Origin of the sequence: Microbacterium sp. ZXX196 (assembly GCF_009709595.1) — a bacterium.
Taxonomy (GTDB): Bacteria; Actinomycetota; Actinomycetes; order Actinomycetales; family Microbacteriaceae; genus Microbacterium; species Microbacterium excoecariae.
This window is the reverse complement of sequence record NZ_WMEE01000003.1, coordinates 178,737-192,108: the sequence shown is the minus strand read 5'-3', so window position 1 is coordinate 192,108 and position 13,372 is coordinate 178,737. Positions and strand designations below refer to the sequence as shown.

Here is a 13,372-nt window from a genome sequence, read left to right as displayed (position 1 = left end):
GCATAACGCCCTCCGCGACCCGGTATTCCCGCGGGCCGGTGCCTACGCGTCCCAGCGGGTCGGGGTGCGGGGATCGGTGGCGAGGAGGCCGGCAATCCAGCCATCGAACGGCGGATCCCCGTGCAGGGCCTGGCGGCGGACGCCCTCGAACTGAAACCCGAGCTTCTGCGCCACCCGGGCCGACGCGTCATTGCCCACGACGGCGTGCCACTCGAGGCGCCGCAGCCGCATCGGGCCGAAAGCGAACTCCACCACGGCGCGCGCGGCCTCCGTGATGAGGCCGGCGCCGCGCGCGGCGGGCGAGGCCCAGTACCCGAGCTCCGCCGCGCCGTTCGCGACGCGGTGGAGGCCCACCATGCCGGCGAGCGCGCCCTCGGAGCGCACCGCCCAGACGAGCTCCGCGCCGCTCTCCCAGCCGTCGACGACGGATCCGACGAACACCGCCGCGTCCTCGCGCGTATACGGCGCGGGCACGGTGGTGAACCGCTGGATCAGCGGATCCTGGCACGCCTCGTAGATCGCGTCGGCGTCGGCGGGCGTCGGCGCGGTGAGGAACAGGCGCGGGGTCCGAAGCGGGACGGGGTCACCCACGCCGCAGCAGGCCCACGCGCTCGTACACAGCGGCGAGGGTCTCCTCGGCCGCGGCAGACGCGCGGTCCGCGTTCTGCGCGAGGGTGCGGTCGAGCTCCGCCGGATCCTCGAGTAGCTCGAGCGCGCGGGCGCGCACGGGCTCGAACTCGGCCACGACGACGTCGCGCAGGCCCTTCTTGAAGTCGCCGTACCCGCGGCCCGCGTACTCGTCCTCGATCGACTCCACGGTGCGACCCGTGAGGGCCGCGTAGATCGTCAGGAGGTTCGCGACGCCCGGTTTCGCCTCGCGGTCGTAGCGCACCGTGCCGTCGTTGTCCGTGACGGCGCGCATGATCTTCTTCGCCGTGACGTTGATGTCGTCGAGCAGGTACAGCACGCCCGCCTGCGACTCCGCCGACTTCGACATCTTCGACGTCGGGGCCTGGAGGTCGTAGATCCGCGCCGTCTCCTTCTGGATCACGGGATCCGGCACTTGGAAGGTCTCCCCGAAGCGCGAGTTGAAGCGCTCGGCGAGCGTGCGCGTCAGCTCGACGTGCTGCTTCTGGTCATCGCCGACCGGGACGACCTTCGTCTGGTACAGCAGGATGTCCGCCGCCATCAGGACCGGGTACGTGAACAGCCCCACGCTCGAGGAGTCCGCGCCGTAGCGCTGGGACTTGTCCTTGAACTGCGTCATCCGCTGCGCCTCGCCGAAGCCCGTGAGGGTGGAGAGGATCCACGCGAGCTCGGCGTGCGCGGGCACCTGCGACTGCACGTACAGGGTCGACTTGTCGGGCTCGATGCCCGCCGCGATATACTGCGCGGCCGTGCGGCGGGTCTTGTCGCGCAGCTGCGCGGCGTCCTGCGGCACGGTGATCGCGTGCAGGTCCACGACCGCGAAGAACGCGTCGTAGGCGTCCTGCATGTCGCGCCACTGCATGAGCGCCCCGATGTAGTTGCCGATCTGAAGAGAGTCGGCGGAGGGCTGCATACCGGAGAAGAGACGTGCCTTGGTCACGCCTCCACCCTAAGCGCTCGGCGCGTGCGTCTCGATCGCGATGATCCCGGATCCGCCCCGCGAGACGTGCGCCACCGTGAAGGCGCCCGTGCCGAGTGATGCGGCGGCCGCGAGCTCTCGTGGGTGCGCCGTTCCGGTCGCGGATCCGAGCAGCTCCATGACGCGCGGCAGGACCGGGCCGTGGGAACAGAGCACGGCGGCCTTCTGCTTCGCCAGCCGCTTGGCGACGACGTCGGCCACCTCGTCGACGCCCGCCTCCCACGCGTCCTGGCTGAGCGCCTCGACCTCCTGGATCCGTCGCCCCGTCGCGCGCGCGAGCGGGCGCATGGTCTGCAGGCACCGGGTGGCGGGGGAGGCGAGGATCCGGCGGATCCCGAACGCGCCGAGCGGACCCACGGCGGCGCGCGCCTGCCGCTGCCCGCGGGCGGTGAGCACGCGCGCGGCGTCGGGCCCGTCCGTGTCGGACCCGGGGACGGCCTGCCCATGGCGCATGAGCACGAGCGGGAACGTGCCGAGCCCGCCCGCGGCCACGAGGCGCTCGAAGTCGTCGAGGATCTGGTGGTCGGCCGGGTAGCTCAGCCGCTCGCGCGCCTCGTCGAGCCCGACCCAGGAGACCGCGTCGATCTCGCGGTTCGGGCGGAACGTCGAGGCGCTCACCGCGGCCGGGGTCGTCTCGACGGCCCAATAGCGCACGACCTTGTCGCGGCCCGACGGGATCCGGTACTCGACCGTGCCGAGCTCGGGCCCGAGCACGCTGCGGATCCCCGTCTCCTCGTGCAGCTCCCGGACGGCGGTCTCCGGCAGCGTCTCGCCGGGATCGACCTTGCCCTTGGGGAAGGACGTGTCGCGGAACTTGCGCCGGTGCACGAGGAGGACGAGGAGCTCGCCGCCCTCGTATCGCCACATCACGCCGCCCGCGGCGTACACGGTGTTCGTCGCGGCCTTCTTCGTGAGGACCGCGGATCCGCCCCGGCGCGCCATCATCGCCTCGTCTGCCGCACGCGGCGGCGGCGCTGGATGAGCTGCATCGTCCGGTCCTGCACGTCCACGAGCGGGATGCCGGCCTCGTCGAGGTGATGCCGGGTCCACGACCCGCCCTCGCCGAGGTGCCACGTCGCGGCGGAGTCGTCCATCGCGAGGTCGAAGTAGTCGATGAGCTCCGACACGTGCTGCGGCCGCGTGACCTGGACGAGCGCCTCGACGCGGCGATCGAGGTTGCGGTGCATCATGTCGGCGCTGCCGATGTAGGCCTCGTCCGCGCCGTCGTTGTGGAACGCGAAGATGCGCGAGTGCTCGAGGTAGCGCCCGAGGACGCTGCGCACGCGGATGTTGTCGCTGACCCCCGGGAGGTCCACGCGCAGGCTGCAGATGCCGCGAACCCACACGTCGACCTTCACACCGGCCATCGAGGCGCGGTAGAGCGCGTCGATGATCTGCTCGTCGACCATGGAGTTGACCTTGATGCGGACGTGGGCGGGGCGGCCCTCCTCGGCGGCGCGGCGTTCGCGCTCGATGAGGCGCAGGAGACCGTTGCGCAGGTGCAGGGGCGCCGTCAGAAGGCGCGAGAACTTCTTCTCGATCGCGTAGCCCGACAGCTCGTTGAACAGCCGCGTGACGTCGCGCCCGACGATCGGGTCGCACGTGAACAGGCCCATGTCCTCGTAGATGCGGCTCGTCTTCGGGTTGTAGTTGCCCGTGCCGACGTGCGTGTAGTGGCGGAGCTGCCCGTTCTCCTCGCGTACGACGGAGGCGATCTTGCAGTGGGTCTTCAGCCCGACCAGGCCGTACACGACGTGTACGCCGGACTTTTCGAGGATCCGCGCCCACTCGATGTTGTTCGCCTCGTCGAAGCGCGCCTTCACCTCGACGAGCGCGAGGACCTGCTTGCCGTTCTCGGCCGCGTCGATGAGCGCCTGCACGATGGGGCTGTCGCCCGAGGTGCGGTACAGGGTCTGCTTGATCGCGAGGACCTGCGGATCCCGTGCCGCCTGCTCGAGGAACGCCTGGACGCTCGTCGCGAACGACTCGTACGGGTGGTGGACCAGCACGTCGTGCTTGCGGATGGCCGCGAACATGTCGGCCTTGGTGTGCTTCGAGTCGCTGTCGGCCGGCTGGAAGGCGAGCGGCGTGACGGGGACGTGCTTGGCGTAGCGCAGGTCGGGGCGGTCGATGCTCCCGAGCTGGAACAGCGCGCGCAGGTCGAGCGGCGCGGGCAGGCGGTAGACCTCTTGCTCCGAGATGTCGAGCTCCTCGAGCAGCAGCCCGAGCGTGACGTCGTCCATGTCCTGCGTGATTTCTAGGCGGATGGGCGGGCCGAAGCGGCGGCGCAGCAGCTCCTGCTCGAGCGCCTGAATGAGGTTTTCGGACTCGTCCTCCTCGATGACCACGTCCTCGTTCCGCGTGAGCCGGAACGCGTGGTGCTCGAGGATCTCCATGCCCGGGAACAGCTCGCCGAGGTTCTCCGCGATGAGCTCCTCGAGCGGCAGGAGGCGCACCCGCTCGCTGGCCGGATCCTTCTCCGGCACCCGCACGACGCGGGGGAGCATGGGCGGCACCTTGATGCGCGCGAACTCCTCGCGCCCCGTGCGCGCGTGCCGGATCCGCACGGCGAGGTTCAGCGACAGGCCCGAGATGTACGGGAACGGGTGGGCCGGATCCACCGCGAGCGGCATGAGGACGGGGAACACCTGTTGCTGGAAGTACTCGTAGAGGCCCGCGCGCTCGAGATCGGAGAGGTCTTCCCACGTCGTGAACGCGATGCCCTCGTCCCCGAGCGCCGGCGCGAGGGCGTCGTGCCACACGGAGGAGTGGCGCTCCTGCAGGTCGTGGGCCTCGTTGCTGATCCACTCGAGCACCCGCTGGGGCGTCGTGCCGATGTTGGTGGGGACCGCCAGGCCCGTGAGGATGCGGCGCTTGAGGCCCGCGACGCGGACCATGAAGAACTCGTCGAGGTTGCTCGCGAAGATCGCGAGGAAGTTCGTGCGCTCCAGGAGGGGCACGTTCGGGTCCTCGGCGAGCTCGAGCACGCGCTGATTGAACGCGAGCCAGCTGAGCTCGCGGTCGATGTAGCGGTGGTCGGGGAGGTCGGACTCGTCGACCTCGATGAGCTCGTCGAAGTCGTCGTCCTCGGCGTCGCCCAGGCCGGTGTCGACGATCGTGGAGTCGGTCATGCGTCCCATCCTGGCACCATCGGGGAACGTGCAGGTGAACGGATCCGCGCGGGGTTAGCGCTCGGCGCGGGGGGACCCCTCGCGCGGCCGCGACGCGCCCGCCTGGTCCTCGTCGTAGACGTTGAAGCGGTAGCCGACGTTGCGGACGGTGCCGATGAGCTGGTCGAGGTCGCCGAGCTTGGCGCGCAGGCGGCGGACGTGCACGTCGACCGTGCGCGTGCCGCCGAAGTAGTCGTAGCCCCACACCTCGCTGAGCAGCTGCTCGCGCGTGAAGACGCGCGAGGGGTGCGTCGCGAAGAAGTGCAGGAGCTGGAACTCCTTGTAGGTCAGATCGAGCGGCTTGCCGTGCACCTTCGCCGAGTACGACGATTCGTCGATCGAGATGCCGGAGGTCTGGATCCGGGTCGACTGCGGCTCGTGGGCCTGCCGGCCGATCGCCAGGCGCACCCGGGCGTCGACCTCGGCCGGGCCCGCGCCCACGAGGATGACGTCATCGACGCCCCAGTCGACCGACACGGCGGTGAGCCCGCCCTCGGTGATGACGAGGAGCAGCGGCGCGTCGAGGCCCGTGGTGGTGAGGATCTTGCAGAGCGACTTGGCGCTCACGAGGTCGCCCCGCGCGTCGACAAAGATGGCGTCGGCGTTCGGCGCGTTCACCAGCTGCGCCGGCTCGGCCGGAATCTGCCGCACGCGGTGGCTGAGGAGCTCGAGCGCGGGCAGAACGGGGTCCGAGTCGGAGGACGAGCTGAGAACGAGGAGTTGGGCCACGAGAACTTCCTTTCGGGCCGGCCGGGGGTCCGTGCCCTGCAGTGCCCCAATAATAGGGGAATTCTGAAAGGGGGCTGAGCGGGGCGGCGCGGTCGGCGCGTTCCGAGCGCGCCGGTCCGGCACAATGGGAGGGCCCCGCGCCCACGTGTGGGGCGGGAGAGGGGCGACATGGCGGACGCAGACACGCACGGCCCGCGCGGGCTGATCGGACGGATCGCTCGGAGCCAGGGGCTTCTCGTGCCGTGGGTGCTCGCGCTCGTGCTCGCCCTGGCGGTCGCGTTCGTGGCGCCCGTGGGCGTGCGCTGGTCCTGGTACGGCGCGGCGGCCGGCGTCTGCCTTATCGTCTCGTTCGTCGTGCAGATCATCATCGGCCGGAGCGACGGGTTTCTTCTCCGGACGTCGACGGCGTCGCTCGGGAGTGTCCTGATCGTGGGCCTCGTCTCGCTGGTCGAGGCGCTCCTGACTGTCGTGGCGACGGGGCTGCAGACCTTCCCCGCCGCGGGCGCGTGAGCGGCGCGGTACACTTCCGGCATGCTCGAATTCCTCGCTGACGTCGACGTGTTCGCCCTCGAGATGTTCTTCGTGGGCCTGCTCGGTCTCGCGAGCCTCGCGATCGCGTTCGTGGGCGGCTCGGTGCTCGTCAACCTCTTCCGCGGCCAGAAGTAACACGCCGCCCGCCGCGCCGGCCGCCCTCGGGGCGTCGGCGCGCTGTCGTGCCCGCCCGGATGCCGGCGGCGGCGGATACGCTGGAGACACCATGATCGAGATCCCCACCGACATCCCCGCCGACCTCGTTCCGCTGTCCTGGCTGGTCGGCGTGTGGGAGGGCACCGGCGTCATCGATTACCGCGCGGGCGAGACGCACTTCGCGGGCGAGTTCCAGTACCGCGCGAGCTTCAGCCACGATGGCGGCCCCTACCTGAACTACGCGGCCACCGCGACGCTGATCGGCGCGGACGGGCGCCCGGATCGCCCGCTCACGGCGGAGAGCGGCTTCTGGCGCGTCGCCCGCCCCGCGACGCCGGCGGCGCCGGGCCCCGGTCTGCTGCCCGCGACCGCGACGGAGGCGGCCCGCACGGCCGACGACGTGGAGGCGCTGCGGACGCCGGCGGGCGGGTTCCCGATCGAGGTCGTGCTCTCGCACTCCGACGGTGTGCAGGAGCTCTACGTCGGCGAGGTGTCCGGCCCGCGGATCGACATCGCCACCGACGCGGTCGTGCGCACCGCGAGCGCGCAGCCGTACGGCGCGGCCACGCGCCTGTATGGGCTCGTCGACGGCCACCTGCTGTGGGCGTGGGACATCGCGGCGTTCGGCGCCGAGCTCGCCTCGCACGCGTCCGCCCGTCTGGCGAAGGTCTCCTGATGGCGGGCGCGTTCGCAGCGCTGCCGGGCGTCGTCGCGGACGACGACGGCGTTATCCAGCACGCGGGCGGTCCGTGGGCCGAGCAGCGCGCTCTCGCGGCCGGCCGGGCGGTCGTCCCGCGCGCGGACCGCGTCGTCATCGAGGTCGCGGGCGCGGATCGGTTGACCTGGCTCGACTCGATCACCTCCCAGGCCCTCGGATCCCTCGCCCCGGGCGAGAGCACCGAGCTGCTCGTGCTCGACCCGCAGGGCCGCGTCGAGCACGCGGCCGCGGTCCTCGACGACGGCGCGTCGACCTGGCTGATCGCCGACCGCGGTGACGCCGCGGGTCTCGCGAAGTGGCTGACCATGATGCGGTTCCGCGCCGCCGTGACGGTCGCCGTGCGCGACGACCTCGCGGTCGTCGGCGCCATGCGCGGCGGGGTGGCGGCCGACCGGCTCGTCGGGGCCGCTCTGCGCGGCGGCGACCTGCCCCTCGTCTGGGCCGACCCCTGGGAGCGCGTGTCGCCCGGCGGGTGGCAGTACGCCCGCGCCGAGGAGCACCCCGGGGCTGACTACGCGTTCCTCGAGGCCCTCGTCGACGACGCCGGGGAGGCGTCGCTCGTCGACCTCGACGTCGCGGGCGCACTCGCCGCGGAGGCTCTGCGCATCGCCGCGTGGCGGCCGCGGTGGGCCGCCGAGGTCGACGAGCGCTCGTTGCCGCACGAGAGCGACTGGCTGCGCTCCGCGGTGCACCTCGACAAGGGGTGCTACCGCGGCCAGGAGACCGTCGCCAAGGTGCACAACCTCGGCCATCCGCCGCGCCGCCTCGCGCTCTTGCACCTCGACGGATCCGAGAACGTGCTGCCCGCGCGCGGCGACGCCGTCCTGCTGGAGGACGAGGAGGTGGGCCAGGTGACCTCGGCCGCGCACCACCACGAGCTGGGGCCGATCGCCCTCGCGATCCTCTCGCGCCGGGCGCCGGAGGACGCCGCGCTCGTCGTGCGCCACGACGACGCGGCGATCGCCGCGGCGCAGGAGATCATTGTGCCGGGCGACGCTGGCCGCACGGCCGAGGTCCCCCGGCTGACGCGGCTGTCTCGTCGCCGCCCGGCTGAGGCGTAGGCCGCACGGGCCGTGTCGGAACCGGATCCGCTCACCCAGGTCACGCCGGCGCGCTGGCACCACGGCTACCGTCCCCGCGCCGGCGTCGCCCGGCTCCGTGAGAGCTGGATCGCGATCGCGCAGATCGTCGTCGCCGCGTCGGCGGGGTACGCGCTCGCGCACCTCGTCTTGGGGCACGACACGCCGCTCCTCGCGGCGACCGTGACGATCTCGAGCCTCGGCCTGCTGCGCGATGCGCGCCCCGCGAAGGTCGCCCAGACGATCGCGGGCATGCTCACGGGAATCGCGATCTCGGAGCTCGCGCTACTCGCCATGGGCCCGGGGTGGTGGCAGCTCGCCATCGTGCTGACGATCACCCTGATCGTCGGCCGCTTCGTGTCTCCCTCGCCGCAGTTCCCGCTGGCCGCGGCGGTGCAGGCGGCGATCGCGTTCATCCTCCCCGTCGGGGACTTCGCGGGGCTCCGGCTGCTCGACGGCGCGATCGGGGGCGCCACGGCGCTGATCGTCACGGCGCTCCTGCCGCGCAACCCGATGCGCGCGATCGCCCGCGACGCCCACGAGGTCTGGGGCGGCCTGGACCACGCCATGACGCGCGTCGTGCAGGGGCTCCGTCGCGGCGATCGCCTGCGGGCCGAGCGCGGCCTGGCGCTCGCGCGCGAGCTGCAGGCGCCGGTGACGGCGTGGTCGGTAGCGCTCGAGTCGGGCCGCGCGATCTCGCGGGTGTCGCCCTTCCTCCACACGAGGCGGCTCGAGCTCGCGCGGCTCGGGCGGATCCAGCAGGCCGCCGACCTGGCCACGCGCAACTTGCGCGTGCTCGCGCGCCGCGCGCACTACGCGGTCGAGGACGGCGCGCCACGCGAGGGCCTCGCCGACCTCGTCGGGGAGGTGCAGGCCGCCGCCGCGCTCGTCGCGGGCTGCGTGACGGATCCGGGCGCGGAGAGCCGCGCGCAGGAGGCGTTGCGTGCGATCGCGCGGCGGCTGGATCCGGCGGCCCTCGTGCCGCGCGCGCAGCTCGGAGATCAGAACGTCGTCACGTCGCTGCGCCCCATGGTCGTCGACCTGCTCGTCGCCGCGGGCGTCGATCGGTCAGAGGCCGCGCATGAGCTCCCGCGCATCTGAGGCGCGCCCCGCCGCCAGTAGCATGGGGAGCATGACGCACACCCTGATCCTGCTCCGCCACGGGCAGAGCGAGTGGAACGAGAAGAACCTCTTCACCGGATGGGTCGATGTCCGGCTCACGGAGAAGGGGCGGGCCGAGGCGGCGCGCGGCGGCGAGCTGCTCGCCGAGGAGGGCGTCCTGCCCGACGTGCTGCACACGTCGCTCCTGAGCCGCGCGATCCAGACCGCGAATATCGCGCTGGAGTCGGCCGACCGCCTGTGGGTCCCCACGAAGCGTTCGTGGCGGCTGAACGAGCGCCACTACGGCGCGCTCCAGGGCAAGGACAAGGCCCAGACGCTCGCCGAGTTCGGCGAGGAGAAGTTCATGGAGTGGCGCCGGTCGTTCGACGTGCCGCCGCCCGAGATCGCGGCCGACAACGAGTTCGCCCAGACGAACGACCCCCGCTACGCGGGCATGGACGGCGAGATGCCGGCGACCGAGTCGCTCAAGCTCGTCATCGACCGCATGCTGCCGTACTGGGACAGCCAGATCGTCCCCGACCTCGCGGCCGGGAAGACCGTGCTCGTCGCGGCGCACGGCAACTCCCTGCGCGCGCTCGTGAAGCACCTCGACGGCATCAGCGACGAGGACATCGCGGGCCTGAACATCCCGACCGGCATCCCGCTGGTCTACGAGCTCGACGAGGCGATGCGTCCCGTCGCCCCCGCGCGGTACCTCGACCCCGAGGCGGCGGCCGCCGGCGCCGCGGCCGTCGCGGCGCAGGGCTCGAAGAAGTAGCCTCAGCCACGACGAAGGCCGCCCCGCGCATCGCGGGGCGGCCTTCGTCGTGAGGCGGCTTACGCCTCGCGGTCGACGATCTCGATCTGCGTGTCGTCGTGGCCCGACCAGTCGCCCGTCGAGAGGTAGACGACCTTCTTCGCGACCGAGACCGCGTGGTCGGCGAAGCGCTCGTGGTACCGGCTCGCGAGGGTCGCGTCGATCGCGCCCGGGATCTCGCCCGCGAACGAGTCGCCGAGCACGCGCTCGTACACCGACGCGTGCAGCTCGTCGATGTCGTCGTCGGTGTCGCGGATCTTCGTCGCGAACTGCAGGTCCTGCGTGCGCAGCAGGCGCGTCAGCGTCTGCGCGACCTCGACGTCCAGCTCGCCCATGCGGACGAACGTGCGCTTCAGGCCCGCGGGGATGGCGCGCTCGGGGTAGCGCGAGCGCACCAGCTGGGCGATGTGCTCGGCGAGGTCCCCCATGCGCTCGAGCGACGCGCTCGCCCGCAGCGCGGTGATGATGACGCGCAGGTCGTGCGCGACGGGCTGCTGCATCGCGAGGGTCTCGATCGCGATCTCGTCGGTCGAGATGACCAGGCGGTCGATCGTGTCGTCGTTCGCGATCACCTCCTCGGCGAGCGCGACGTCTCCCGTGGCGAAGGCCTGCGTGGCCTTCTGGATCGCCTCCGTCACGAGCTCCGAGATCTCGACGAGGCGGTTCTGGATGTCTTCGAGGGTGTCGTGGAACACTTCCCGCATTGTGGAAGGCCTTTCGGGTCGTGGTGTCTCCTGCGGCGGCCGGGCGGCTTCGCCCAGCGTCGCGCACGGCGGCGGCGATTGTGTCGAGCGAACGTTAACGGGCGGTGGAACCCGCGTGAACACTCGTCTCCCCGCCCGCGCGATCGCGTGCCCCGCGTGCACACGGGGGCGTGCGAAGACTTTACCCTGTAGACATGCCCGCAGCTCTGCTCGCCCTCTTCGTGGGGGCGCTCATCGGTGCTCTGCTGACGATCGTCGTCGTCGCCGCGATGCGGGCGCGCCAGCGCGCCGAGGCCGAGGCGCATCCGCGGCTGCCCGAGGCCGTGACCGCCATGCTCGATGTGCTCGACGACGCGGCGATCGTGACGGATCCGTCCGGCATCGTCGTGGCCACCTCGCCGTCCTCGACATGGGTGGGCGCCGTGGCGGGGGAGCGGCTCGAGCAGGAGGAGCTGCGCGACCTCATGAAGGAGGCGCGGCACGCGGGCATGTCCGAGGCGCAGACGATGCGGATCCGCGCGGGCCGGATCTCGCGCGAGCCGCGGCTGGTCGTCGCGCGCTCGGCGCAGATCGGCCAGGGGTTCATCCTCGTCTCCGTCCGGGACATCTCGGAGCAGGAGCGCCTGCAGCAGATGCGCCAGGACTTCATCCAGAACACGAGCCACGAGCTCAAGACGCCCGTCGGCGCGATCGCGCTCCTTGCCGAGGCGCTGGAGATGGCGGCGGACGACCCGGAGCAGGTGCGGCGCTTCTCCGAGCGGATGTCGGCGGAGGCCGACCGGCTGGGGCAGCTGACCGGTCGCATCATGAACCTTTCGCGCCTGCAGGCGGCCGACGAGCTCATCGACGTCGGCGACGTCGCGGTCGACGAGGTCGTGCACGCGGCCGTCGAGGCGCAGCAGGTGACCGCCGCGGGCGCGAACGTCGAGTTGGTCGTGGGCGGGGACCGCGGCCTGTTCGTGCACGGCGACGGCCGCGTCCTCATCGAGGCCGTGAGCAACCTCGTCTCGAACGCCATCGCGTACTCGCCCGCCGGGTCGCACGTCGGCGTGGGCGTGCGCGGCGTCGACAACGCGGTCGAGATCGCCGTGACCGACCAAGGGATCGGCATCGCGGAGGACGACCAGAAGCGCGTCTTCGAGCGCTTCTTCCGCGCCGACCAGGCCCGCTCCCGCCGCACGGGCGGCACGGGCCTCGGGCTCTCGATCGTGAAGCACGCGATCCAGCGCCACGGCGGCGAGGTGCGGCTCTGGTCGCGCGAGGGGCATGGGTCGACCTTCACGATCCGCCTGCCGCTCGCGGATCCGCCGGCCGCGCCCGAGAAGCCCAAACGACGGAAGAAGCGCGCGCAGAAGGCGCCCGCGACCGGAAAGGAAGACATCGCATGACGCGCGTTCTGCTCGTGGAGGACGAACCCGACCTGGCGGATCCGCTCGCCTACCTGCTGCAGCGGGAGGGGTACGAGGTGGAGATCGCGGACGACGGGGAGAAGGGCCTGCGGATGTTCCGCGAGCAGGGGGCCGACGTCATCCTCCTCGACCTCATGCTCCCCGGGATCCCCGGGACCGAGGTCTGCCGCCAGGTCCGCACCACGTCGGCCGTGCCGATCGTCATGCTCACGGCGAAGGACAGCGAGGTCGACATCGTCGTGGGGCTCGAGCTCGGGGCCGACGACTACGTCACGAAGCCCTACTCGTCGCGGGAGCTGCTCGCCCGCATGCGCGCGGTCCTGCGGCGCTCGGCGACCGCGGAGGAGGACCTCGACGAGCACGTCCTCGAGGGCGGCCGGGTGACGCTCGACATCGACCGGCACACCGTGGCCGTCGACGGCGAGCAGATCAACATGCCGCTCAAGGAGTTCGAGCTTCTCGAGCTCCTCATGCGCAACACGGGTCGCGTGCTCACGCGCGGCCAGCTCATCGATCGCGTGTGGGGCTCCGACTACTTCGGCGACACGAAGACGCTCGACGTGCACATCAAGCGGATCCGCGCGCGCATCGAGCGCGTGCCGTCCCAGCCCGTCATGCTCGTGACGGTGCGCGGCCTCGGGTACCGCTTCGAGGGCTGACCCGGAAACACCAGGGGCCGCCCGCGCGATCGCGCGGGCGGCCCCTGGTGTTTCCGGAAAGCGTCAGTGGCCCTCGGACTCGGTCTCGACCTCGGAGACGGGCTCGCAGTGTTCGCGGTCAGTGGCCGAGTCGTTCGGCGCGAGCTCCGCGTACTCCGTGAGGCAGTTGTTCAGGACGGGGATCTCGACGGTCGTGCCCTCGGCCGCGCCCGCCTGCACGTACATGCTGAGCGTGTTGCCGGGCATCGTGTCGAGCGCGCTCATCAGGATCGGATCCGCGTCGCCGCCGAGGCTGATCGTCTCGCCGGCCGGGACGGTGATGGCGGCGTTGCCCGAGGTCCAGTCGAGGTTGAGGCGCGCGTCGTCCTCACCGTCGTTGATGAGGACGGCGACGAAGTTGCCCTCGGCGCCGTCGGCGTCGGCGACGACGAGCGCGTTGCGCACGGCGACCGCGGAGTCCTCGGCGTCGGGAACGTTGACGCCATCGGACGCCGTGTAGGAAAACGTCGTGGCCTGAGGGGTGATCGCTGCGCAGCCAGAGGCCGCCAGGAGCACGGTGCCGCCAAGGGCGAGGGACGCGATGATGCGCGATTTCACGGATCCTCCAGGTGGTGCAGGCACCGCCCGGCTGCGGGCCTTCCCCTCCATCCTAGAGGGTCGACGGGGGTGCTC

Annotated in this window: 15 protein-coding genes; 8 read left to right on the top strand and 7 right to left on the bottom strand. The window is 71.8% G+C overall.

Annotation, left to right across the window (positions count from 1 at the left end; all coding sequences use genetic code 11):
* Positions 1-42: 42 nt before the first annotated feature.
* From GJQ66_RS04290 to GJQ66_RS04270, 5 genes are read right to left on the bottom strand one after another with little or no spacing between them, the layout of a single operon-like run.
* Positions 43-591 carry a GNAT family N-acetyltransferase gene (locus GJQ66_RS04290; RefSeq protein ID WP_368732653.1) on the bottom strand — a complete coding sequence of 183 codons (549 nt, stop codon included), beginning with the start codon at positions 589-591 and terminating at the stop codon, positions 43-45.
* Positions 584-1,588 (bottom strand): tryptophan--tRNA ligase, encoded by a 1,005-nt coding sequence (gene trpS / locus GJQ66_RS04285; protein WP_368732652.1) that lies wholly within the window; start codon positions 1,586-1,588, stop codon positions 584-586. The genes GJQ66_RS04290 and trpS overlap by 8 nt, the downstream gene beginning before the upstream one ends.
* A gap of 9 nt (positions 1,589-1,597) precedes the next feature.
* Entirely contained in the window at positions 1,598-2,569 is a 972-nt protein-coding gene (locus GJQ66_RS04280) for an NUDIX domain-containing protein (protein WP_155048254.1), read from the bottom strand.
* Positions 2,569-4,758 (bottom strand): RNA degradosome polyphosphate kinase, encoded by a 2,190-nt coding sequence (locus tag GJQ66_RS04275; protein WP_155048111.1) that lies wholly within the window; start codon positions 4,756-4,758, stop codon positions 2,569-2,571. Before GJQ66_RS04275 ends, GJQ66_RS04280 begins: the two co-directional genes overlap by 1 nt.
* Before the next feature lie 54 nt (positions 4,759-4,812).
* Complete coding sequence (locus GJQ66_RS04270; protein WP_368732651.1) at positions 4,813-5,526, bottom strand: DNA-binding response regulator; 714 nt, start codon at positions 5,524-5,526, stop codon at positions 4,813-4,815.
* Between the two features lie 168 nt (positions 5,527-5,694).
* Here GJQ66_RS04270 and GJQ66_RS04265 point away from each other — a divergent pair, with 168 nt between their 5' ends.
* The 6 genes from GJQ66_RS04265 (at position 5,695) to GJQ66_RS04245 (ending at position 9,889) form a co-directional block, all read left to right on the top strand.
* Positions 5,695-6,036 (top strand): hypothetical protein, encoded by a 342-nt coding sequence (locus tag GJQ66_RS04265; protein WP_155048110.1) that lies wholly within the window; start codon positions 5,695-5,697, stop codon positions 6,034-6,036.
* 21 nt (positions 6,037-6,057) lie between these two features.
* Positions 6,058-6,192, top strand: coding sequence for a hypothetical protein (locus GJQ66_RS15180; RefSeq protein ID WP_268866060.1), 135 nt, complete (start codon positions 6,058-6,060; stop codon positions 6,190-6,192).
* A 91-nt stretch (positions 6,193-6,283) separates the two neighbouring features.
* Positions 6,284-6,889: an FABP family protein gene (locus GJQ66_RS04260; RefSeq protein ID WP_155048109.1), complete on the top strand. Its 606-nt coding sequence runs from the start codon at positions 6,284-6,286 to the stop codon at positions 6,887-6,889.
* Positions 6,889-7,992: a folate-binding protein YgfZ gene (locus GJQ66_RS04255; RefSeq protein ID WP_155048108.1), complete on the top strand. Its 1,104-nt coding sequence runs from the start codon at positions 6,889-6,891 to the stop codon at positions 7,990-7,992. Before GJQ66_RS04260 ends, GJQ66_RS04255 begins: the two co-directional genes overlap by 1 nt.
* Positions 7,993-8,004: 12 nt before the next feature.
* On the top strand, positions 8,005-9,111 hold the full coding sequence (locus GJQ66_RS04250; RefSeq protein ID WP_196215810.1) for an aromatic acid exporter family protein: 1,107 nt from the start codon (positions 8,005-8,007) through the stop codon (positions 9,109-9,111).
* 31 nt (positions 9,112-9,142) lie between these two features.
* A complete protein-coding gene (locus GJQ66_RS04245) occupies positions 9,143-9,889 on the top strand; it encodes a phosphoglyceromutase (protein WP_155048107.1) in 747 nt (248 codons plus the stop codon).
* Positions 9,890-9,948: 59 nt separating this feature from the next.
* On the opposite strand, the gene phoU is transcribed toward GJQ66_RS04245, so the two are convergent.
* Complete coding sequence (gene phoU, locus GJQ66_RS04240; RefSeq protein WP_155048106.1) at positions 9,949-10,632, bottom strand: phosphate signaling complex protein PhoU; 684 nt, start codon at positions 10,630-10,632, stop codon at positions 9,949-9,951.
* Positions 10,633-10,826: 194 nt separating this feature from the next.
* On the opposite strand from phoU, the gene GJQ66_RS04235 reads away from it, so the two are divergent.
* Together GJQ66_RS04235 and GJQ66_RS04230 are read left to right on the top strand one after the other, a co-directional pair.
* On the top strand, positions 10,827-12,020 hold the full coding sequence (locus GJQ66_RS04235; protein ID WP_155048105.1) for a cell wall metabolism sensor histidine kinase WalK: 1,194 nt from the start codon (positions 10,827-10,829) through the stop codon (positions 12,018-12,020).
* Positions 12,017-12,700 carry a response regulator transcription factor gene (locus GJQ66_RS04230; RefSeq protein ID WP_155048104.1) on the top strand — a complete coding sequence of 228 codons (684 nt, stop codon included), beginning with the start codon at positions 12,017-12,019 and terminating at the stop codon, positions 12,698-12,700. The genes GJQ66_RS04235 and GJQ66_RS04230 overlap by 4 nt, the downstream gene beginning before the upstream one ends.
* A 63-nt stretch (positions 12,701-12,763) precedes the next feature.
* Here the strand turns inward: GJQ66_RS04230 and GJQ66_RS04225 are convergent, their stop codons facing one another.
* Entirely contained in the window at positions 12,764-13,297 is a 534-nt protein-coding gene (locus tag GJQ66_RS04225; protein ID WP_196215809.1) for a DNA modification methylase, read from the bottom strand.
* Positions 13,298-13,372: the final 75 nt, after the last annotated feature.

Excerpts from the sequence above, each read along its gene's own strand:
- GJQ66_RS15180 (WP_268866060.1), top strand. The coding sequence starts at position 6,058 with ATGCTCGAATTCCTCGCTGACGTCGACGTGTTCGCCCTCGAGATGTTC.
- GJQ66_RS04280 (WP_155048254.1), bottom strand. The coding sequence starts at position 2,569 with ATGGCGCGCCGGGGCGGATCCGCGGTCCTCACGAAGAAGGCCGCGACG.
- GJQ66_RS04255 (WP_155048108.1), top strand. The coding sequence starts at position 6,889 with ATGGCGGGCGCGTTCGCAGCGCTGCCGGGCGTCGTCGCGGACGACGAC.
- GJQ66_RS04275 (WP_155048111.1), bottom strand. The coding sequence starts at position 4,758 with ATGACCGACTCCACGATCGTCGACACCGGCCTGGGCGACGCCGAGGAC.
- GJQ66_RS04235 (WP_155048105.1), top strand. The coding sequence starts at position 10,827 with ATGCCCGCAGCTCTGCTCGCCCTCTTCGTGGGGGCGCTCATCGGTGCT.
- GJQ66_RS04230 (WP_155048104.1), top strand. The coding sequence starts at position 12,017 with ATGACGCGCGTTCTGCTCGTGGAGGACGAACCCGACCTGGCGGATCCG.
- GJQ66_RS04260 (WP_155048109.1), top strand. The coding sequence starts at position 6,284 with ATGATCGAGATCCCCACCGACATCCCCGCCGACCTCGTTCCGCTGTCC.
- GJQ66_RS04245 (WP_155048107.1), top strand. The coding sequence starts at position 9,143 with ATGACGCACACCCTGATCCTGCTCCGCCACGGGCAGAGCGAGTGGAAC.
- GJQ66_RS04265 (WP_155048110.1), top strand. The coding sequence starts at position 5,695 with ATGGCGGACGCAGACACGCACGGCCCGCGCGGGCTGATCGGACGGATC.
- phoU (WP_155048106.1), bottom strand. The coding sequence starts at position 10,632 with ATGCGGGAAGTGTTCCACGACACCCTCGAAGACATCCAGAACCGCCTC.